Annotated in this window: 14 protein-coding genes; 7 read left to right on the forward strand and 7 right to left on the reverse strand. The window is 58.7% G+C overall.

Translation table 11 applies throughout. From position 1 onward, the window contains the following. A partial coding sequence (locus tag WCS52_04465; protein MEI6166425.1) for a hypothetical protein occupies window positions 1-1133 on the forward strand: 1133 nt, incomplete at its 5' end. 563 nt (window positions 1134-1696) lie between these two features. Here the strand turns inward: WCS52_04465 and WCS52_04470 are convergent. Beyond that, on the reverse strand, window positions 1697-1984 hold the full coding sequence (locus WCS52_04470) for a hypothetical protein (protein MEI6166426.1): 288 nt from the start codon (window positions 1982-1984) through the stop codon (window positions 1697-1699). Further along, a complete protein-coding gene (locus WCS52_04475) occupies window positions 1981-3231 on the reverse strand; it encodes an XRE family transcriptional regulator (GenBank protein ID MEI6166427.1) in 1251 nt (416 codons plus the stop codon). The genes WCS52_04470 and WCS52_04475 overlap by 4 nt, the downstream gene beginning before the upstream one ends. A 319-nt stretch (window positions 3232-3550) precedes the next feature. Here WCS52_04475 and WCS52_04480 point away from each other — a divergent pair, with 319 nt between their 5' ends. Then, window positions 3551-4783: a pyrophosphate--fructose-6-phosphate 1-phosphotransferase gene (locus WCS52_04480; protein MEI6166428.1), complete on the forward strand. Its 1233-nt coding sequence runs from the start codon at window positions 3551-3553 to the stop codon at window positions 4781-4783. A gap of 109 nt (window positions 4784-4892) precedes the next feature. Next, window positions 4893-6098, forward strand: coding sequence for a 6-phosphofructokinase (locus WCS52_04485; GenBank protein ID MEI6166429.1), 1206 nt, complete (start codon window positions 4893-4895; stop codon window positions 6096-6098). Between the two features lie 22 nt (window positions 6099-6120). Here the strand turns inward: WCS52_04485 and WCS52_04490 are convergent, their stop codons facing one another. The 5 genes from WCS52_04490 to WCS52_04510 all read right to left on the reverse strand — a co-directional run bounded on the left by WCS52_04490 (window position 6121) and on the right by WCS52_04510 (window position 14342). Further along, window positions 6121-7347 (reverse strand): PHP domain-containing protein, encoded by a 1227-nt coding sequence (locus WCS52_04490; GenBank protein ID MEI6166430.1) that lies wholly within the window; start codon window positions 7345-7347, stop codon window positions 6121-6123. 170 nt (window positions 7348-7517) lie between these two features. Continuing rightward, complete coding sequence (locus WCS52_04495; GenBank protein MEI6166431.1) at window positions 7518-9203, reverse strand: alcohol dehydrogenase catalytic domain-containing protein; 1686 nt, start codon at window positions 9201-9203, stop codon at window positions 7518-7520. 22 nt (window positions 9204-9225) lie between these two features. Next, window positions 9226-11259, reverse strand: a complete 2034-nt coding sequence (locus WCS52_04500) for an SDR family NAD(P)-dependent oxidoreductase (GenBank protein MEI6166432.1) — start codon at window positions 11257-11259, stop codon at window positions 9226-9228. Between the two features lie 118 nt (window positions 11260-11377). After that, complete coding sequence (lpdA, locus tag WCS52_04505; GenBank protein MEI6166433.1) at window positions 11378-12787, reverse strand: dihydrolipoyl dehydrogenase; 1410 nt, start codon at window positions 12785-12787, stop codon at window positions 11378-11380. Window positions 12788-12797: 10 nt separating this feature from the next. Beyond that, window positions 12798-14342 carry a 2-oxo acid dehydrogenase subunit E2 gene (locus WCS52_04510; GenBank protein ID MEI6166434.1) on the reverse strand — a complete coding sequence of 515 codons (1545 nt, stop codon included), beginning with the start codon at window positions 14340-14342 and terminating at the stop codon, window positions 12798-12800. A 141-nt stretch (window positions 14343-14483) separates the two neighbouring features. On the opposite strand from WCS52_04510, the gene WCS52_04515 reads away from it, so the two are divergent. Genes WCS52_04515 through WCS52_04530 form a run of 4 tightly spaced genes read left to right on the forward strand, consistent with a single transcriptional unit; the run spans window position 14484 to window position 21664 of the window. After that, the gene (locus tag WCS52_04515) at window positions 14484-15335 is read left to right on the forward strand and encodes a DeoR/GlpR family DNA-binding transcription regulator (GenBank protein ID MEI6166435.1); all 852 of its coding nucleotides are present in this window, start codon (window positions 14484-14486) and stop codon (window positions 15333-15335) included. Window positions 15336-15357: 22 nt separating this feature from the next. Continuing rightward, on the forward strand, window positions 15358-17826 hold the full coding sequence (locus tag WCS52_04520; GenBank protein MEI6166436.1) for a thiamine pyrophosphate-dependent enzyme: 2469 nt from the start codon (window positions 15358-15360) through the stop codon (window positions 17824-17826). A gap of 40 nt (window positions 17827-17866) precedes the next feature. Continuing rightward, the gene (locus WCS52_04525; GenBank protein ID MEI6166437.1) at window positions 17867-19378 is read left to right on the forward strand and encodes an FGGY-family carbohydrate kinase; all 1512 of its coding nucleotides are present in this window, start codon (window positions 17867-17869) and stop codon (window positions 19376-19378) included. 21 nt (window positions 19379-19399) lie between these two features. Beyond that, window positions 19400-21664 (forward strand): hypothetical protein, encoded by a 2265-nt coding sequence (locus WCS52_04530; GenBank protein ID MEI6166438.1) that lies wholly within the window; start codon window positions 19400-19402, stop codon window positions 21662-21664. Window positions 21665-21787 lie beyond the last annotated feature (123 nt).

Below are 21787 nucleotides of genomic sequence, written 5' to 3' on the forward strand. Positions count from 1 at the left end.
TCCTCACCTTGGTCTTTTCCTTTCCCAAAGTGACAACCTATTTCAGGACGCGACCCGCCACCCCGGTCTCCCGTCCCTTTATGTTCACGGCCACCGGCACCTGCGGGGCCGCCTCCTACGCCGTCCTGCAGGTGCAGGATGGGGCGACCAGCTATGGGCTCCTCACCAACACCTTCACCTTCGGCGCGCCCAGCGTCACCTACACCCAATATTTCGACAGCGTGACCGTCCCGGCCCTCCCGGCCGGCTGGACCACGACCACCTCAGGGATCGGCGTAGCGTGGGTCACCTCCACAGCCACTCGCGACACCCTGTCAAACTCTGTCTTCGCCTCCGAGGCCGATGATATCGGACTGAGCTACCTGATATCCCCGGCCATCCCCATAACGACCACCTCCGCCCAACTTGATTTCCGCCATAAGTATTCCCTGGAGAGCGGATATGATGGCGGAGTTCTTGACATCAGTATCGGCGGGGGCGTCTGGCAGGATATTCTGGCCGCCGGGGGCTCCTTTATCTCAGGCGGTTATACGGACGTCATCACGTCCGGATCCGGCGATCCCCTGGCCGACCGACAGGCCTGGTCCGGAACCTCCATCAGCTTTACGGGGTGTTCCGTCCTCCTGCCAGCCAGCGCCTCCGGCCATACGGTTCAATTCCGGTGGGGACTTGGTTCAGATAACTCCACGTCCCAATTGGGATGGTATCTGGATACCCTCAGCATCTCTATCCGCTCCTGCCCGGACGCGCCTGCTCCGTTTCAGGCCTGGCAATTCCGCAGTTTCGGCACCATCACGGGCGCCAACACCAGCGCCAGCGCGGACTGGGATCACGACGGGTTATCCAACACCAACGAGTTTCTGTGTGGCACCCTTGCGACCAATCCCGCCAGCCGCCTGAATATCGAGGGGGTCAGCTTCGTCAGCTCCAACCGGTACGGCCTCACCTGGCAATGCGTGACCGGGAAGAGCTACCAGATTGCCTATGCAGGGGCAGTAGCCGGCACCTGGCTCACCAACCTCCCCGCTTCCCGCGTGACGGCCGCCGCCGGCATGTCCATGATGAGCTACACCGACACCACCGTCACAGCCTCCACCTCCAACCGGTTCTATCGGGTCCAATTGAGCCCGTAGATTTTCAGCACATCACGCTCAACCAATGTTTACAAGCTTTAGCACACTCATTAGTCTGCCCGCGGTGGCAGCCGACGTCCTCGGCGGCTGATTGACGACAACTACGTGAAATCGGTGGTGGCAGCCGACGTCCTCGGCGGCTGATTGACGAAAACTACGTGAAATCGTTCGCCGGGACGTCGAACGCCACCTGGAGATGATGAACTTGATGGGGAAAAGCCAACCGGAAAGGCCCGCAGGCGCACACGTATGCGGGCCTTCTATCCGGCACCCCAGCCGCGATTTCGCTGCCGGCATACTGGCTGACATGAAAGGCCCGCGCGCACATGTACGCGGGCTTTAATTGAACCGAAATACCACCGCGGCTACGTAGCCGCCGCTGTTAAGCGGTGGCCGGATCATGTCTGGGTCCTGATGCTGGCGGGGTCACAAGCATCGAGATTGCCTCATCCCTGGCCAATCAAAATGGGTCAGTTTGGCAATCCAGTCGACTGGACTGGAATTTCAATTTTCCTAGAAAACTGTGGCAAAAAAGGGCTCAAAACCGTTGGAACCAGATTACCCTAGCCGACCGACAGGATGACATCAAGATTAAAGTATTCGACCAGATAAGTTTTCCCGTCCAAGGCAGTTGTTGCATTTTTTGCAACAACTGATCCCCGGTTTAACTCATTCTGTTTGAATATGTTGGAAATATGGCGCGAGACAACGAACTTATCGCGATCAAACAAATCAGCGATCTGCTGTAGGTTCAGCCAAAGCGTCTCACCCCGGATACTGATTTCCAATTCAGGCCGACCGTCCTTGGCGCGGTAAATAACTATTTCATTCTGGGCTTCCGTCTTCTTCATGTATTCACCCCTACCCTCTTGGATTCATTCCCGTTTTTATCCACGGCGATCCCCTCCGACAACCCTTCCATCTTCAACCCCCGCAGGGTCCGCCCAATGGCGGCGGCCTCTTCGGCGGTCTCCTTGTTACGGGAGGCGATGGAGAGCAAGTCGCCCAGTCGGCCGTTGGGTGACAGGATCCGGCGGGTGGCATCGGGTTCACCATACCCTGTGCGCTGATAGTGCGCCTCAATCCGGCCCTTCAACCCGGTGGCCGCCTTTTCGTCAATCAACTGCAACTCACCTAGCCGGATCAAAAAGGATTGCGCCGAGACACCGAAGCGGTGCTTGAGGCGCAACAACAACTCGTAGGTCCAGCCGTCCGGCTTGATCCCCAATTGCGCCACGCTCGCCCGCACCGCCGTGGCCGGCATCAGGAACAAGGCCGCAAACTGACGGGCCGCATGAATATCATCCAGCAGCCCCGGCCCCGCCTCCCCCGCCGGCAGTCCGCCATAGGCGCTTCGCGTATGAATGTAGATGCAGGCCAGCCGTTTGATGAGTTCGAATAACTGACGCTCGGCATTCATCCCCTGCCTCACCAGCAGGAAAGCGTTGGCATTCTTGGCATCGTAAAACGACACACTCTGAAGCCGGTCGGGCAAAGGACAAAAAACGATCCGTAAGCCGGCATTCTCCAGGAGTTCCAAATAATCGAACACCACGGCCGGCCCGACCCCCAGGACCTGCCGGACTTGCTGGGCCCACATCTCCACCCCGGATACGGTACGCGAAAAGGGAACATAGAGCGGAATATGGGCAATCTTCTGCGCCCCGCACAGGTCTTCCAATGCCAGGAATGACCGGATGACCAACTCCACATTTGCCCGTTCGCCCTCGCCCAGCGCCGGATCGTCAGGGAGCGCCGCCATGACGGCCGAAGGCCAGGCCCCTGCGGCCGATGCCGCACCGAAGGAAGCCGTAGATTCAGCCACATACCTCGGCACAGCGGGCCCGGCGGACTCCGCCTGACGCGCTCCCAGGCCGAGCAGGGAATCCACACTGGTATCGAGGACTTCGGCTAGGCGATACAGAACGCGGCCGGACGGAATATGCCGCCCCTTTTCCAACGCATTCATCGGGCCGGCACAAATGCCGATCCGTCTGGCCAATTCGGCCTGCGTCAGGTGGCGAAGCCGCCTTAACGCCTTGATCCGCTCCCCTATGACCGCCCCCAAGGGATCAGTTATCAATGTCGCTGTATTCATGTTTGTGTTTATTGCACTAAATACTATTAATGTAAACATTAATTTATTACGGATGCAGCCTTTTATTTTGGCTCCCACTGTGGGGTGGATGTCCCCATCCACTGATTGCCAGTTGGGTCTGGAGACAGGAGGATGAGGACATCCGCCCCACAACTTAGAGAGGCGCTCAACCCTCGCTCCTCTTTAAAGCAATTTTGTGTATTTTGTTCACTCTGTCGAAATTTCTTGCTGAAGTGCCTGTATCCGTTCTTGTAAAAAAAGTCCCTTTTTTCTATAAATTCCGCTCCTCGAATTGGAAAATTTACATAAAGGAGCATCTATGAGTAAGCAGGTTAAAAAAGTCGGTATTTTAACGGCAGGCGGTCTGGCCCCCTGTCTGAGTTCAGCCATCGGGTACCTGATCGACGAATATAGTCGCGTCGCCCCCCACATTGAGATCATCGGCTATGTCAACGGCTACATGGGCCTGCTGAAAGGCCAGAGCATCACCGTCACCCCGGCCACCCGCGCGAAGGCCCTCTATTTGACCGAACACGGGGGCAGCCCGATCGGGAACAGCCGCGTGAAGCTGACCAACATCAAGGACTGCATCAAGCGGGGTCTGGTCAAGGAAGGTCAGGATCCGCAGAAAGTGGCCGCTGACCAGCTCGTCAAGGACGGCGTGGATGTCCTGCACACCATCGGGGGTGATGACACCAACACCGCCGCCGCTGACCTGGCCGCCTTCCTCGCCAAAAACAACTACGGCCTGACCGTGGTCGGACTTCCCAAAACCATCGACAACGACGTCTATCCCATCCGCCAGAGCCTGGGGGCCTGGACCGCCGCCGAAGAAGGCGCGCGTTTCTTCGCCAACGCGGTGAAGGAAAACACCGCCAACCCGCGCATGCTGATCGTCCATGAGGTCATGGGCCGTAACTGCGGCTGGCTCACCGCCGCCACCGCCGAGGCCTATCGCAAGTTGATGGACAGCTTCCATTACCTTCCCGAATTCGGACTGACGCGTGAACGCGAAGAGGTGCATGCCGTCTACGTGCCTGAAATGGCCTTCGACGTCAAAGCCGAAGCCGCCCGCCTGCGCCAGGTCATGGATCAGAACGACTGCGTCAATATCTTCGTCTCCGAGGGCGCGTGCCTTGACAGCATCATCGCCGAGCTGGAGGCCAAGGGCGAAGAGGTGCCCCGTGACGCCTTCGGCCATGCTCGCCTGGACAAGGTGAATGTCGGCAACTGGTTCGCCAAGCAGTTCGGCGACATGCTGGGCGCCGAGAAAACGATGGTCCAGAAGAGCGGCTATTACAGCCGCGCCGCCGCACCGAACGCCAAGGACAAGGCCCTGATTCAAACCTGCGCCAAGAAAGCGGTTGAATGCGCCCTGGCCGGCATCAGCGGGGTCGTGGGTGAAGATGAGGACAAGAACAACGAATTGCGCGCCTGCGAATTCCCCCGCATCAAGGGCGGCAAACCGTTCGACATCGCGGTCCCCTGGTTCAAGAACTTACTGGCCGCCATCGGTCAGCCGGCAGGAACCAAAGTCGCGGTGAAACACTAAAGCTGAAATTTCCTTCCTAATCGTAATCTTAATCCTCTCTGGGGCATGAGATTAAGATTAAGATTAAGATTAAGATTAAGATAGAAAACCAAACGAAAGAGAACTGATCATGGCCAAGGGAAATATGTTAATCGGACAGAGCGGTGGACCGACCGTGGTAATCAACCAGAGCCTGGTGGGCGCCATTCTTCAAGCCAAGAAGATGAAGGACATCGGCGGCATCTACGGGGCCCTGCACGGCATGAAGGGAATCCTGGAGGAGAACTTCATTGATCTGCGGAAAGAAAGCCTCAAGACGCTTGAGCAGGTGGCCAATACCCCGGCCTCCGCACTCGGCTCCGCCCGTAAAAAACCCACCGACGAGGAGTGTGCCAAGGTGTTCGGCATTCTCAAGAAGTATAACATCCGTTACTACTTCTACATCGGGGGTAACGACTCCGCTGAGGCCACCCACATCATCAATGAGCAGGCAAAGAAAGTGGGTTACGATCTGCGTTGTTATCATATCCCCAAGACGATTGATAACGACCTGCGCGAGAATGACCACACCCCCGGCTTCGGCAGCGCCGCCAAGTTTGTGGCCACCGCCATGATGGGCGATAATCTGGATTGCCGCGCCCTGCCCGGCGTCAAAGTCAACGTCATCATGGGCCGCAACGCGGGCTTCCTGACCGCGGCCGCCGCCCTCGCCCGTGTCTATCCGGATGATGGCCCCAACCTGATCTATCTCCCCGAACGCCCGTTCTCCATGGACAAGTTCACGCAGGACGTCGCCGCCGTCCACAAGAAACTCGGACGCTGTGTGATCGCGGTCTCGGAAGGGATTGCGGATGCCGATGGCACCCCCATCGCCGCCAAGTTCTCCAAGGAAGTGGATTCCCATGGCAATGTCCAGCTCAGCGGCACCGGCGCCCTGGGTGACCTGCTGGCCACGGAGATCAAGAACCGGACCTCCATCACCCGCGTGCGGGCCGATACGTTCGGCTACCTGCAGCGCTCCTTCCCCGGCGTCGTTTCGGAGGTGGATGCCAAGGAAGCCCGCACCGTCGGCATGCTGGCCGTCAAGGCCGCCCTCAACGGTAAGGAACCCAGCGGTTCCATCGCCATCCGCCGCAAGCCGGGCAAAAAGTATGCGGTATATTTTGAGCGCGTGCCCCTGGCCAGCGTATCAAAGGAAACCCGCCACATGCCGGATGCCTTCATCAACAAGCAGGCGAATGATGTCACCCAGGCCTTCTTTGATTACGCCCGTCCCATCGTCGGCAAACTGCCGGAAATCGGCCGTTTCAAAGGTGTGAAAGTTAAAAAGAATTGAGATGACGTGGTAGTGGGGTCGATCAGGCCGCAAACTTGCCGGGGAACAACTGATTCGCCACGGTCAGGACCTCTTCGGGATGGCCGGGATCCATGGCTGCGCCCACCTTGGCATAAACCTGTATCCGGTCGGCCAGGGGCACGGCGGCATAGGGATTCGCCGGATGGAAAAGATTGAACCGCACCTCAAGACTCGCCAGTTTTTCATGGGCAATCAACGCCCAGGTGGCCCCAATCAAGTGGCGGAAAGCCGGCTGCATGATCTCGGGACAACTGAAGGACTGACGCGAGGAATTGATATCCACCCCTGAAATTTCCATCAGGCCATGCCGGGCACACAGGCCCTGCACCCGCTGTAACTGGACCAGACTGTTACGAGGAGGCATATAGGTGACCGCCCGGAAGCCCAGCGTCACCAATTCTTCAAACAGCAGATCCAGATAGTCATCCTCAAACTTCTCGGCCTTCTTATCGCCCGTGGGCGACGCCGTCACATCACCCAGATAGGCATAGGCGGGGATCGCCCCGATCTGGAGCGCAAAATTCACCGCCTGCCGGACGGGGATACATTCATCGGACCCCGGTTGGATAAAAAAGGAGGGCAGGAACGAGGCTTTCAGGATACCCAGCAGATCGTAGAGATAATGCGGATTCGCCGAATCACTCAGCACCGCCACCATCTTCGCTGGCAACTCGAGTTGCAGGGAGTCCTTGAGAAACCCTACCACCCGTCCCTCGCACCCATACCGATCGATCAGTTTCCGGGCCAGCGCGGCCAGAATATGCCGCTCGGTGATCGCCCCGCCTTGCGCCGCCAGGGAGTGGGCGTAGACATCGCGTTCAAAATCTATCACCGGAACACCTAAGGCATTCAGGCGTTCGTTCAGCAGGGCCACCATGGCCCGATTCCGCCGGTTGCGGGCGTGTTGCATCGGCTCCAAAAACCGGGCGACCCGGGGTATCGCCGGACGGGGAATCCCGTGAATCGCCATGTAGGCAATGGATAGGGAGTCCGGGTTATTTATTTTGCGTCCGGCCAACCCTGTATTAAGGCAATCGACACGCAGTTCAAACCCCGCCGTGGACCCGATCCCGATAATCTTGCAGGCCTCCAGCATTTCCTCCGCTCCGGCAATGGAATCGTGGTCCATGATCCCCGCGGCCTTGAGCCCGGCCTGCGCCGCCTGCCAGGCGGCCGCCGTGGGCGAATAGGGCGAGAACGAGTACCGGGTATGGATGTGATTATTCACTTCCTCCGTACACGGCAATGCAACCCCCGCGTCCCGCTGCGCCTGCACCATTACACGCAAATGCTGAAGCCGCGATTCTTTCGAATCACTGTTTAGCGAAGCTAAGGTCATAAGTTAACGTCCCCTCACCCTAGCCCTCTCCCTCAAGGGGAGAGGGAATAGAGACACTCTTATTTTGCACCCTTCAGCAGTTCCTGTTCCGCCGCCAGCGACCAGTTGCCATGATCGAGTTTTGCAGCCACCGCAGGGTGGTCCTTGGCCAGGGCGTTCAAGGGGACCAACCCGAGCGAATGCAAGGCCGGATAGATCACAATCTTGCCCGCCAGGGTCCGGTTCTCAACCGCCGCCAACCCTTCGAGGGCACCTGCCATGCCGGAAACGGCATCCACCGAACTGTTGGTATCCAACTGCCCGGCCACCACTTTCCCCAGCACAATCTTCATATCCCGGATCGTCGAACCACTGGTCCCGAACATGTAACACCGGTTCCTGATATAGGTATCGAGATCCAGTTCGTGTTTCACATTGGCAGGGATTCCCGCGAAGATGTTGATCAGACTCCCCGGGGCACTGTTCTTGATCGCATCGGCCACCAGGGCCCCGATCGGCGCCATCACCACCTGATAGGTGAACGGCCCCTTCAGGGTTTCGTTTTTCGGGTTCAACGTGCCAATCGTCGCCTGATGGGCCGCCGCCATCGGCCGCGCCTTATTCATCAGGTTGGCCAAACGGACATCATCAAAGTCAACCGCGGTCATCACCACTCCAGGCTGACCGGCACACAAATCGCGAATGACATGCATCTGCCCCATCGGGCCGCCGGCCCCGGTCACGCAGATCGTATCGTTCGCCCGGATTTCACCGGTCGGGGGAATCACCTTGTAGGAGTCAGCCGCGGACGTTGACGTCGTCCCGATCCAGCGCGTCATCCCGTAATGAACCCGGCCCACGCCGAGCGACACCGGTGCGCCAATCCGCCCCCCGCCGGTGACAATATTGATCAGGCCGCAGGTCGCCAATTTATCACTCAGCAGCTCGATGATCTTTTTGTCTTTGCCAAAATAGATAATATCGTCAAAGGATTCATTGGGAAGTTCCGCCACCGTATTCACGCGTGTGACCGGGACCTTGAACTGCTTCGCCAGCGTCTTATCACATTGATCCGCACACACGGCCACGATTTCCGCCGGCAGTCCCTTGGGCGACAGGCTCTCCGCAATCCCCGCCATCCGGTGGTCGCCATCCACCACCACCGCGAGTTTCCCGCCCGCCTTGATCGTCTGCCGCTCAGGAGTGACATACGAGTTCTCGACACAGGCCCAAGGCTCAACCAGCGCAATGGCCGAGGCACTGAGGGCCTCGGGCGCGGGAATCAGGAAACGTTCGCCGGAAGCCGGGTCCACAATCACCCGCTCATCCATCACCACATACTCCTGAAGGGCCCCTTCAAAATTATATCCGAACGCCGCATTCGATCCGGCGGTCAGGAACGGCCGGTAGTCGGTCTGAACCAGACACCGCTCGCCGACCTTGTGCTGCTTCACCTTGTCCCCCACCGCCACGATCCGGATCACCGTTTCATGGCCGGGCACCGTCGGTTTCCCGCCGGGCACATAGCTGGGAATTTCCTTCAGAACCTCCGGAGCCAGGCCACTGATGACCTCGCTTTTCCGGGGATGCTGGGAAAACTGTTTGAGGAGTTTCAGGTCGGAAAAACACAGGCAGACGGACTCAATCTGGCCGAGCACCTGATAGGGACCGGGCGCCACCACGGGTTTGGCGGTATTGAGCGTGAGCTCACCGGGTCCGACGAGTTGGACGGCATACTGGGTTTTGGGAAGAGCGGTTGCGGACATAGGGGTTCTCCTTATTATTTAATTAAGACAGCATCACCTGGCCACCGGTTACCGGAACCGCCTGACCCGTTTCATACGTTTGTTCCATGATATAATAAATCGCCTTCATCACATCTTGAGCCATACAGCCACGGCGCATCGGCACCTTGTTCTCATAAAAACGCCGCACGTCATCAATCGTTTTGGCGCCGGGCACCTTTTTGGTGTTCAAATACTGGACAAACAACCCGTTCACCGGATCGGACCAGAGCGGGCCATCAAAGAAATTGCCGGGGCAGATGGCGTTCACCTTGATGTTGTCCTCGATCAACTCCATGGCAAAGGACTGGGTCAGGCCGATGCCGCCGAACTTGCTGCCGGCATAGGCCCCGTTTTTATTGGATCCCTCCAGCCCGGACTTGGAGTTGATCTGAATAATGTCGCTCCAGTATTGCGGGTTAGCCAGATGCTGAACCGCCAGCACCGGCGCGGCCTTCTGCACACACAGGAAATAGCCCTTATAGTTCACCGCAGTCACAAAATCGAAATCCTCGGCCTTCAGTGTTTTTACACTTCCCGCTTTAAGCACTCCTGCATTGGATACAAAGGCGTCAAATCCACCGAAGGCCCGGATCACCACCTGCATCGCCGACTCGATGGACGCCGCATTGGTAACATTCGCCGCGACCCCGATCATGCGACCCGCCCCATATTGCTGCGCCAGCCCCTCGGCCGCCGCGACCGTGCCGCCCACATTCAAATCCAGCAACGCCACATGGGCTCCCTCGGCCGCCAACTGTTTTGAAATTTCGAAGCCGAAACCCTGCGCCGCGCCGGTCACGATGACCACCTTGCCTGCGGCCCGCCCCGCCTTACGACCCGCCTTGGCAATCTGCTTCCGATAGGACTCCACTTCCCAGTCCTCAATAAAGGAGCGCTGTGCCTCGGGCAGATATTGGATGCCGCCCAGTGTCGCAACCCCGGCCATGATCGTGAGGGCATCCGTATACACCTGCCGCGTGGTAGTCGCCTGGGCGATATCATCACCTGCCGCAAACATTCCCACCCCGCCCACCAGGACCACCCGGGGATTGCAGCGATAGCTTTTGACGTAGGCTTTGACCGCTTTGCGCAAGGCGTCCACCACATTGGCCGCCGTCCGCTCTTTGGGACAATCGAACCACAGGGGAAATGAGTTGCAGTAGACAATATGATCGGGCGTCAGGGTGCCGGACGTCACCCATTGTTTGCCCTTGGGATGCGCCACCACACTCTTCACGGCCTCGGAGTCATCAAAGGCCACGATCTTGAGGGTTTCCCCCTCCGCCAGCAAACCGCGCAAGGCCGGGCCAATCAGAGTGATGGCCTGCGCCGTTTCCGGGGTCGATGCAATCAACTGCGTTTCGGTAGGGCGAGGCGTCCCTGCCGAGCCGTCTTTGATCTTGCCCGTAATCGTGGCAATCAGTTTGTCGGTATGCGCACGAATTTCAGCGGCACTGTCGCCACAGACAATCAGCCCATGGTTCTGGATGAACACCACCGGCGGAAACTTTCGCCCGGTACGTCGGAGGTAGGCATTCATCTCCTTCTGCACTAATTGCGCCAGCACAAACCCGGGATCGCAGACGGGGATCCAAAGCACGTCATCCCCGAACCAGGCGCGGGTCAATTTGGCGCCACCCTTGGAGCAGGTCAGCATATTCACCAACGTGGAATGGGTATGAACCACCAGCGTGGAGGGCAGTAGATGATGGAGAACGCTTTCAACTGAAGGACGCTGGTTTTTCTCAGGATAAATGCGGGCGGCCAAAATGGCGGCCTTGAATTGCTCTTCCCGGCGCCGGGCATTGGCATCCAGTTTGCTTTCAAGCAGGACGGTCAATGCCGTGCGATCGAGTTCCACAAACCCGTCTTCGGTAATGGTGGCCAGGGCATGACCACTGGCTTTAACAAAAAGCCGATCGCCCACCTTAAGGGACGTATTCCCCCCCCCAGCCAATACAAAACTGGAATCTACCCCGTAAAAGCGGGACAGCTCAATCAACGAATCCAAACCCTGCTGTGTTTTCTTCGCCATTTTCATTTTCTCCATACTCGTAATCGTAATCCTAATCTTAATCGTAATCTCTCTTACCTAATGCCTAATCAGAACCGATTAGGATTAAGATTACGATTAGGATTAGGAGTTTATTTTATCACCCTGCCGCCACCCGCAACACCTTACGGGGCGGCAAATGCAACGCCATACCCAAGGCATCCTCGGCCGCCTCCTTGACACTCTCGCCGATCGTCGGGTGGGCAAAAACCACCTCGGCCAATTCCTGCACGGTCACCTTCTTATGAAGCATGGCCCCTGCCGACGCGATACACTCGGTGGCATTGTGCCCCAACATGTGAACGCCCAGCAGTTCGCCGGTCTCCCGGTGACGGAGCACTTTGACAAAGCCTTCGGTGTGACCGACCGCAATCGCCTTGCCCAAGGCCGCCAGAGGGAACAGACCAATGGCAATCGGAATGCCGGCCTTTTTGGCCTGGGCCTGCGTCAGTCCCACCGCACCGATTTCCGGGAACGTATACACCGCCGAAGGAATCGGCGACGTGAACGCGTGGGCATGGCCCATGGCATTCTCCACAGCGGCCACCCCCTGTGCCGAAGCGGCATGGGCAAGCAGACAGCGGCCATTGGCATCCCCGATGCAGTAGATGCCTTTCACGGGGGTTTCCATATGATCATCCACCCGGACAAAACCACGGTCCGTAGTCAAGCCGACGGTTTCCAGCCCGATGTCGGCGGTATTGGGGCGGCGCCCGATGGAGAGCAGGACGCGGTCGGCCTCCACCGTCTGCCCATTGCTGAGCACGGCCTTGACCGTGTCACCCACCGTCAACGTCTCGACCTTGGTGCCGGTGAAACATTGGATGCCACGCTTGGTAAAAGCCTTCTGGAGGGGCTCGCCCAGACTTTCATCCAGTTCGGGCAGAAGCCGGGGCATCAGTTCAACGACCGACACCTCTACGCCGAATTCACGCATCATACAGGCAAACTCACAGCCGATCACGCCCCCGCCGACAATCAGGAGGCGGACCGGGAGGGTCTTCCAGTGCAGGGATTCGTCACTGGTGCAGACCCGCTCGGGATCGGTGGGCCAACCGGGAATCCGCGCCGGAATGGAACCCACGGCCAGGATAATTTTGGCGGCGGTGATCTCTTCAGTACCGGACTTGGTTTCAATGGTGATTTTACCCGGCCCATTCAGCTTTCCGCGCCCCTGGATGAAGGTGGCTTTCCGCGCCGCCAGCAGGGACTTGATGCCTCCCCGCAGGGTTTGCAGAACCTTGTCCTTGCGGGCCTGGATCGCCGGCCAGTCAAAGGTCACCTCGCCCGCGACCTTGACCCCCATCGACGCCGCGCCGCGGATGGAATGAATCAATTCCGCGGACGCCAGCAGCGCCTTGGAGGGAATGCACCCCACGTTCAGACAGGTTCCCCCGAGATGGCCCTGTTCCACAATCGCAACCGTTGCCCCCATTTGGGCGGCTTTCAAGGCGGCCACATACCCGCCGGGACCGGCGCCCAAAACGACCATGTCAAAGTGTTTGCTCATAAGAATCTCCTTACACCAACTGCGCCGGGGTCTCCAGCAACTCCCTCAACCGGGCCATGAATTTTGCCGCCGGCAGTCCATCCACCACCCGGTGATCGGCGCTCAGGGTCACCGTCATCACCTTACCCGCCCACATCGCGCCATCCTGCACCACCACGGTTTCCCGCATGGCCCCCACCGCCAGAATAGCCGCTTCAGGGGGGTTCACAATGGCCGTAAACTGCTCGATGCCGAACATCCCGAGATTGGTGATGGTGAAGACGCCCTTGCCCATATTTTCGATCTTGCCGGTTTTGGCAGATTGGGCCAGACGCCGCGTTTCAGAGGCCAACTCCTTGATGGACAGCGTATCCGCCCGCAGGATCACCGGAACCACCAGCCCTTCATCCATCCCCACCGCAATCCCGATGTTGACGTCGTTGAACTCCACCATCTCATCATTTTCAATCCGACTACGGAAGGCGGGGAATTCCCGGACCGCCTTGGCGCACGCCTTGGTCACAAAGTCGTTGAGCGAGCATTGATACTTACTCTTTTCCGACTTCTGCAACTCGGCCATCGGCACGGCATTGACCGTCATCTGCATATAGAAATGGGGAATATTCTGCTTTGAGGCCAGCAAGTTACGGGCGACTGCCTTGCGCATCGGGGTCAACCGGCGGCGCGACGCCTGGCCCGTCACGGCGGCAGGGGCCGCCGCAGGGGCGGAGGACGACACAGAGGGCGTCCCGCCAGCGTTGGAAGCAGGTACCGCCTGGGCAGGAAGGTCGCGTGATGTGATACGGCCACTGGGGCCGGAACCGGTCCCGACCGAGGCGAGATCAATCCCGCGCTCTCCGGCGATCTTGCGGGCGGCCGGTGAGGCTTTAACCGGACCGGAGGCCGGCGTCACAACGGGTGCCGTAACGACCGGCACGGACATGGCCGCCCTGGGCACAGCGGAAGCCACCGGCGCAACGGACTGGGCGGCGACATCGGCCGGAATGGCCGCATGAGCATCCCCGATCAAGGCGATGCGCGTGCGGATCGGCACCGTGGTACCGGCTTGAACCAGAATTTTACGAAGCGTGCCCTCATGCCCGGCCTCGACTTCCACCACCGCTTTATCCGTCTCCACTTCGAGCAGAATCTCCTTGGCCTGAACCTTGTCTCCCTCACTCTTCAACCAACGGACAATGGTCCCCTCTTCCATCGATTGCCCGGCCTGGGGCATCAGCACATCCGTCATCGTCCCGCCTGTTGCAGCGGCAGGCGCGGGCGCAACCGCAGGGGATGGGGAAACGGATGCGGCAGCGCCGCCCTCGGCAGGAATCGGTTCATTGGCCTCGCCAATCAAGCCCACTTTGGTACGGATGGGGACCATTTGACCCACCGGGATAATGATTTTCCGCAGGATTCCGTCATGCCCGGCTTCCACCTCCACTACGGCCTTGTCGGTTTCCACCTCGAAAAGAATATCCTTGGCCTGAACCTTATCGCCTTCGTTCTTGAGCCACCGGACGATGGTTCCTTCTTCCATGGATTGACCGGCCTGAGGCATTTGGACTTCAAACATAAGCTGCTTCTCCCTGAAAATTACGAATTTCGTGATGTCAATGAAACCAGTTCTACTTGAATAATGGTGAAACTATGCCGTTGCGCTGTGAATATGTCAAACAAATATTTGCAACATTTTGTTGACAAACATGCAACACTTATGGCAAATATTGACACAGTTTTCACGAAAAGGGAGCATTTAGCCGTGGTTTACTCAGGAAAACAGCGAAAAGAGTACATTTTGGAGCGGATCTACCGGAACGGTCATGTTCTGGTTAAAGATCTGGCCACCGAAATGGCTATTTCCGAGGCGACCGTACGGCGCGACCTGAAGACGATGGCGGATGCGCAGGAAGTGGAACTGATCTACGGCGGTGCCACCCTGAAACGCCATGCTGATTTTTCATTCCGATCGAAAAACATCCGGAATATTGAAGCCAAGCGCAAAGTGGGTGAACTGGCCGTCACCCTGATTCATGATGGCGACCAGATTTTCCTCGATTCAGGAACCACCACGTTCCAGATGGCAGGCCTGTTGAAAGGCAAGCGCAGTTTGTCCGTAATCGCCAATTCCATCCGACTGGCCGAGGAATTGTCGCAAATCCCGGACGTCAATTTCATCATGCTTGGCGGCCAATACCGGGCGGACCGCATGGACACCATCGGCCCCCTGGCCATGGAGGCCATGGAACAATTGCGCGGCTATCGGGCCTTTATCGGGGCCGACGGAGTGGGCATGGATTTCGGACTGGCGGCGAGCGATATCGAAAGCTCACATCTCTACCGGCTCGCGGTCCGCCATGCACGGGAAACGATCCTGGTCCTGGACCATACCAAATTCGAATCGCCCTCTCTCTATAAGATTGTAGGCTGGGATGCGATCTCCACCGTGGTGACGGATCAAATGCCCACGCCCGAGTGGCAGAATTTCTTTAAAGATAAGAACGTGTCGTTGGTGACGCCAGAAGTGACAAAAGAGAATTCAGAATTCAGAATCCAGAATCCAGAATAAACACAGAAAAAAGGAAACCAGAATGCCTAAACATCAGATGATCATGCCGGACGACGTGCGCCGGGCCGGGTTTGTCGAGTTCCAACCGATTCCCGTGAACCAATACAACAAGACGGTCAAGGACGAGGTGAAGCAGTACGGGAAGGATGAACTGAAACGCATCCAACGCGACATGGTCGTCATCCGCGGCTTCGAGACGATGTTGAACGAGATCAAGCTGCAGGGCGCCTACAAGGGCATTGCCTATAATCACCGCGGGCCGGCCCATCTCTCCATCGGGCAGGAATCCGCCGCCGTCGGGCAGGCCTATCTGCTCGATGTGGATGACCACATTTACGGCAGCCATCGCAGCCACGGCGAAATTCTGGCGAAGAGCCTGTCGGCGATCCAGAAACTGGACGATGACACGCTGCTGAAGATCATGAAGACGTTTTTTGACGGCGCCTGTCTCCGCGTGGTGGAGAAGGGCTTTAATGGCAGCGTCAAGGAACTCGCCATTGACTTCCTGCTGTACGGAGCCCTCGCCGAGATCTTCGGACGCGACGCCGGCTTCAACAAGGGCATGGGGGGCTCCATGCACGCCTTCTTCACCCCGTTCGGCGTCTATCCCAACAACGCCATCGTGGGCGGCTCGGGTGACATCTCGGTGGGCGCTGCCCTCTTCAAGAAGGTGAACCGCCGGCCCGGCGTTGTGGTCTGCAATATCGGCGATGCCTCCGCCGCCTGCGGCCCGGTCTGGGAAGGACTCTGCTTCGCCACGATGGATCAGTTCAAGGAACTCTGGGACGGTGCCCACAAGGGCGGTCTGCCACTGATCATGAATTTCTTCAACAACTTCTACGGGATGGGTGGCCAGCCGGTGGGCGAAACCATGGGCTTCAAGGTCCTGGCCCGTCTCGGCGCCGGCATCCGGCCTGACCAGCTCCACGCCGAACGCGTGGACGGCTTCAATCCCCTGGCCGTGATCGACGCCATCCGGCGTAAAAAAGAGATCCTGGCCCGCGGCGACGGCCCGGTCCTGCTCGATACGATCACCTACCGCTACAGCGGCCATTCGCCCTCCGACGCCAGCTCCTACCGTGATAAATCGGAAATTGAAGCGTGGCAGAAGATCGACCCGCTCGTGACCTTTGCCGACCAGCTCGTCAAAGCCAAGGCCGCCACCGAGGGCGAACTCAAGACCATGCAGGAGCAGGTGGACGGACTGATCTTCAAGGCGTACCAGAAGGCGGTTGACCTGACGATCTCCCCGCGCTCCGACCTGAAGAAAAAGGGAAGCCTGCTGGAGCAGACCATGTTCTCCAACCAACGCGTGGAAAAAATGTCGGACGCGACACCTGACACCCTCATGGCGCTGGCGGACAATCCCCGCGTCAAGCAACTGGCCGGGCGCAGCCGTTCGGCGTTTGATGAAGCCGGGAACCGGCTGTCGAAGAGCCGCTGCGTCGTGTTCCGCGACGCGCTGTTCGAGGCGATCATCCACCGCTTCTACACCGATCCGACGCTCGTCGCCTATGGCGAGGAAAACCGGGACTGGGGTGGCGCCTTTGCCGTGTATCGCGGCCTCACCGAGGCGCTGCCGTATCACCGGCTGTTCAATTCGCCCATCGCGGAAGCCGCGATTGTCGGAACCGCGGTCGGCTATGGCCTGGAAGGCGGCCGTGCCCTGGTCGAGTTGATGTACTGCGACTTCATGGGCCGCGCAGGTGACGAACTGTTCAACCAGTTGTCCAAATGGCAGTCCATGTCCGGCGGCGTGCTCAAAATGCCCGTGACGGTCCGTGTTTCCGTTGGCTCCAAATACGGGGCGCAACACAGTCAGGATTGGGTGGCATTGGTCGCGCACATCCCCGGCCTCAAGATTGCCTTCCCGGCGTCACCCTATGACGCCAAGGGATTGATGAACTCGGCCCTGGTGGGTACCGACCCGGTGATTTTCTTCGAGAGTCAGCGCATCTATGACATTCCCGAGGAGTTCCACAAGGGCGGGGTGCCGGCGGATTACTACGAAATCCCGTTCGGCGAGCCGGATGTCAAGAAGGCCGGGAAAGACCTGACGATCCTGACGATCGGTGCCACGCTCTACCGGGCGCTGGAAGCCGCGAAAACACTGGAAGAGAAGTTCGGGATGTCCTGCGAGGTGATTGACGCCCGCTCGGTGGTCCCGTTCAACTACGAGAAGGTGATCGAGTCGGTGAAAAAGACACGCCGGATCCTGCTGGCCAGCGATGCCTGCGAGCGGGGCAGTTTCCTGCATACCATGGCGAACAAGATCAGCCAGTTCGCGTTTGATGAACTGGATGCCCCGCCCGTGGTGGTGGGCGCCCGCAACTGGATCACCCCGCAGGATGAGGTGGAGGATGCCTTCTTCCCGTTTGAGTGTGATATCATTGACGCGGTCCATGAACACATCCAGCCGCTGAAGGGGTATACCGTCAGCCGCGACTGCAGCAATCAGGATCTGATGCGCCGCAGCCAACTGGGCATCTAATCCTAGGCAGTAGGCAGTAGGCAGTGGGCAGTGGAGGATTATGAAAATAACACGGGTTTTTGCAGGCGATTTCGGTGCATCGGGCGGCAAATGTTTTGCGGGAATTTTTGAAGGCGGAACCTTCCGCCTTCATGAAATCCACCGGTTTGCGCATGAATCCGTGTCGTTTTTCATTCCCGACGCGGCGGGTAACCTCACGGAGCGCACCTACTGGGACGAGGGGCTTCTCTATCAGAATCTGGTGAAGGGGTTGCGCGAATACCGGCGCACCATGGCTGACACCCTCGACAGCATCGGTATCGACACCTGGGGTGCCGACGGCCAGATGATGTCCGCCGAGGGCGATCCGCTCGGGAAGTTTTACGCCTACCGTGACCATCGGCTCGATACCATGGCGGAAAAGGTCAAGGCGAAGGTGGGTGCCAAAAAGGCCTATCAGTTGACGGGCATTCATTTCCAGCCTTTCAATGTCAGCAACCAGCTCTACTGGTTCATGCTCAACCGCGGCAAAACCATTAAGCCGGGGGCCTATTTCCTGCCGACCCCTACCCTCTTCTATTATTTTCTCGGGGGTGTGAAATCGGTGGATTCCACCTTTGCCAGCGTCACACAGCTCATGGATGCCCACACCCAGACGTGGAGCCCTGAACTCCTGCGTAAGCTGAAGATTCCGGCGGCGGTCATGCCCCCGATCGTGGCGCCCGGTACGGTAATGGGAACGTTGTACGCCGAACTGGCGACCCCGCTCGGACTTAACCGGCCACCCCTGATCGCCGTTGGCGGGCACGACACCGCCAGTGCGTTTGCGGCGGCTCCGGTGGATAATCCCGAGGAAGCCCTGATTATCAGCTCCGGGACCTGGTCCCTGGTCGGCAAACTGATTCCCACCGCCATCACCAGCAAGGAAGCCATGGCGTACGGACTCAGTAACGAAGGTGGTATCGGCAATGTCCGCCTGCTCCGCAATTGCATGGGAACCTGGCTGGTCCAGGAACTCAAACGCGGTTGGGAGAAAGCCGACGGGCATGAGCTCGCATGGGCGGAACTGGATCGTCTGACGAAGGATGCGCCCTCCTTTACAGCCTTCGTGGATCCCGATGACACCAGCTTCTTCAATCCGCCGGATATGCAGACCGCCATTATGGATTTTTGCCGCCGCACCGGCCAACCGGTCCCCACGGATCGGGGCACGATCCTGCAGGTCGTCTTCGAAAGCCTGGCCCTGAAATACCGCCTTGTAAACAACATGCTCACCCAGGTTTCTGGGACCCCGAACAAGGTGGTCCATATTGTAGGTGGTGGCTCCAAGAACGAAAGGCTTAATCAGTATACGGCCAACGCCATCGGCCTGCCTGTCTGCGCCGGCCCGGAAGAAGCCACCGCCATTGGAAACTGCATGGTGCAGGCGATGGGGCTTGGACTCATTAAATCCATGAGGGAGGCCCAACCGTTCATTCGCGAAGCCTTCCCCATCCGGGAATACAAGCCCCGGGATGAAGCCCGCTGGACGTCTGCCTACGCCACCTTCACGGCGTTGCTTAAAAGCCAGTAATCTGTCATATTTCCCCTCTGTATGACTAAATCTGTAATGGGATGGGTATCTCTGGCAGGGGTGGCTGTATTTGCCACCACCACCGTCCTACAGTATCGCGAGAACACCCGTTTGCACACCCAACTGGCCGCATTGCAAAAAGCCGAACTGGAAAGCCCTTTATCTCCAGAAATACCTCCGGCCGGCCCCGCCCTAGCTGAGCCACACGGCAGGGCTCCGGCTCAGTTACCGCCGGCTTCCGGAAAGAATAATCCGGCTCCAGTCAAAGCCACGTCAAAAGGGGCCCCTTTCTCTGAAATTTCAGAGCGGATTCAGGCGCTCTCCCGGAATGGCACCTCGCGCCAAAGCATGGATTGGCAGAAAATAATCGCCGACGTCCGCCCGGAAGACATCCCGCGCGTCATGTCGCTGATTGAAAAGGAATCCCAGCGTTCGGTGCGTGAATCCGCCCGCTACCAATTACTCCGTCGCTGGGCCGAGAGTGACCCGGCTTCGGCCATCGCCTACGCCTCCAGCATCACAGGGAAAAACGCACATGACGGAGCCATCTACTCGGTGATCAGCGTCTGGAGCGTGAATGACCCCGCCGCCGCTGAAGCCTGGGTCCGGACCCTGCCATCTGGCTCACTCCGTGAGCAGGTTATGAGTTCAGTCATCAGCGGGCTTTCCGAAAAGAATCCACAGGCCGCCTACGACTTATATAAAGAGTTCATCAAAAACCAGCGGCAGATGGGGTCCATCTACCAGATTTTTTCTAACTGGGCGAAATTGGACCCGGCCACCGCCCTGGTGAAGGCGGGCGAATTATCCGGCCAGCAACGCGGTCAGGCCTTGCAGTCCATTGCCTCCGCCTGGGGCCAGAAGGACCCGCTGGCCGCACTCGTCTGGGCGAATACCCTGCCCCAAAGTCAGCAACGGAACGGGATGATCACCTCTATTATTGCGCAATGGGCGGATAGTGATCTGAATGCCGCCCTTGCCTGGACGCGCGAATTACCGGATGGCCCCGTCAAGGAAACCGCGACCAGCCAGCTGTGTAATCAGTGGGCACAAACCGATCCCAAGGCCGCCCTGGGCTTCGCCCAAAGCCTGCGTTCGGGCGCAAAGAAAACCCAGATGCTGGGTTCGATTCTAGGTCAATGGGCCCAACAGGACTCCCAGGCCACACTCAGTTTCCTGCAAACGATCCCGGCCGGCAGTGAGCGGAACAACCTGATCCAGGCGGTCGTCCAGCAACTCTCCTGGCAGGATCCCAAAATGGCCATGGCCTTCGCCGCGTCGCTCCCGCCCGGCCCCCTGCAAATGAAAGCCATTGCCCCCGTCCTCAGCAGCCTCGCCAACACGGATCCGGCGGCGGCACTGGAGATGTACGCCTCACTCCCCGAAGGTTCAGCCAAACGGAATGCCCTTCAAGGTCTCTCCTGGTCACTGGGACAATCGGATCCGAAGGCCACCGCGAAATTTGCCGAGACGCTCCCCCCCGGACGCGCGCGCACTGAGTTCATCAATAGTTTAGCCAGCACCTGGGCGAACGGGGATGTCACCGGGGCGATTGAATGGGTTCAACAACTCCCTGACGAGAAGTCCATTCAGGAGGCTCTGGGACGAATCGTCCCGCAATGGGCGCAGAATGATCCCAAAAGCGCGATGGACTTCGTGCAATCCCGGCCTGAAGGGAAGTCTAAAAACAGCATGCTGAATACGGTCGCCAGCACCCTGGCCGCCACCGACCCCAAAACCGCCATGGCCTTTGTCTCGCAATTGCCGGAAGGAGAGGCCCGCAATGCCTTTGCTGAAGGACTCGCGTCAGGGTTGGCGCGAAATACCCCGGAGGAGGCAGCGGACTTTGTCGCCGCCCAGCCGGCCGGCCCCTCACAGAACCGGGCCGCCCAGGCAGTCGTATCGCAATGGGCCTCAGTCGATCCCCAGGCCGCTGCGGCCTGGGTAAACGGCTTTCCGGCAGGCGAGACCCGTGATAACGCACTCCAGCAAGTGACCTCCAGCTGGGCCTATAATGATCCGCCGGCCGCCAGCCAATGGCTCGCCTCATTACCTGCCGATAAAACCCGTGATCGTCTGGTCCAGTCTTTTATCAGCAGCACGACCCACGAATACCCGGAGGTCGCCGCCACCTGGGTCGACACCCTCCCGGATGCCAAACAGCGCGCTCGCACGATTGAAAATATTGGCCGCTCCTGGCTCGAATCGGACCGGTCCGCCGCGGAAAAATGGATTAATCAGACGTCCCTGCCGGACGACAAGAAACAGCAGTTGCTTAAGCAGTAATCCGCCCAAGGTGGCGTTCGACGTCCCCGGCGAACGCATCGCCCTTGGATGAGCCCTTTATGAGCCTGCAGCCGTCGGGACGCCGGCTGCCACCTGTGCCTTGCGCTTCTCCAATACCGTTAA

Source organism: bacterium (assembly GCA_037128595.1).
In the GTDB taxonomy this organism is placed as follows: Bacteria; Verrucomicrobiota; Kiritimatiellia; order CAIKKV01; family CAITUY01; genus JAABPW01.

What these genes read in the sequence shown, in the direction of transcription:
- WCS52_04475 (MEI6166427.1), bottom strand. Translation starts at nt 3,231, where the DNA reads ATGAATACAGCGACATTGATAACTGATCCCTTGGGGGCGGTCATAGGG.
- WCS52_04500 (MEI6166432.1), bottom strand. Translation starts at nt 11,259, where the DNA reads ATGGCGAAGAAAACACAGCAGGGTTTGGATTCGTTGATTGAGCTGTCC.
- WCS52_04525 (MEI6166437.1), top strand. Translation starts at nt 17,867, where the DNA reads ATGAAAATAACACGGGTTTTTGCAGGCGATTTCGGTGCATCGGGCGGC.
- WCS52_04530 (MEI6166438.1), top strand. Translation starts at nt 19,400, where the DNA reads ATGACTAAATCTGTAATGGGATGGGTATCTCTGGCAGGGGTGGCTGTA.
- WCS52_04510 (MEI6166434.1), bottom strand. Translation starts at nt 14,342, where the DNA reads ATGTTTGAAGTCCAAATGCCTCAGGCCGGTCAATCCATGGAAGAAGGA.
- WCS52_04515 (MEI6166435.1), top strand. Translation starts at nt 14,484, where the DNA reads ATGGCAAATATTGACACAGTTTTCACGAAAAGGGAGCATTTAGCCGTG.
- WCS52_04470 (MEI6166426.1), bottom strand. Translation starts at nt 1,984, where the DNA reads ATGAAGAAGACGGAAGCCCAGAATGAAATAGTTATTTACCGCGCCAAG.
- WCS52_04485 (MEI6166429.1), top strand. Translation starts at nt 4,893, where the DNA reads ATGGCCAAGGGAAATATGTTAATCGGACAGAGCGGTGGACCGACCGTG.
- WCS52_04520 (MEI6166436.1), top strand. Translation starts at nt 15,358, where the DNA reads ATGCCTAAACATCAGATGATCATGCCGGACGACGTGCGCCGGGCCGGG.
- WCS52_04480 (MEI6166428.1), top strand. Translation starts at nt 3,551, where the DNA reads ATGAGTAAGCAGGTTAAAAAAGTCGGTATTTTAACGGCAGGCGGTCTG.
- lpdA (MEI6166433.1), bottom strand. Translation starts at nt 12,787, where the DNA reads ATGAGCAAACACTTTGACATGGTCGTTTTGGGCGCCGGTCCCGGCGGG.
- WCS52_04495 (MEI6166431.1), bottom strand. Translation starts at nt 9,203, where the DNA reads ATGTCCGCAACCGCTCTTCCCAAAACCCAGTATGCCGTCCAACTCGTC.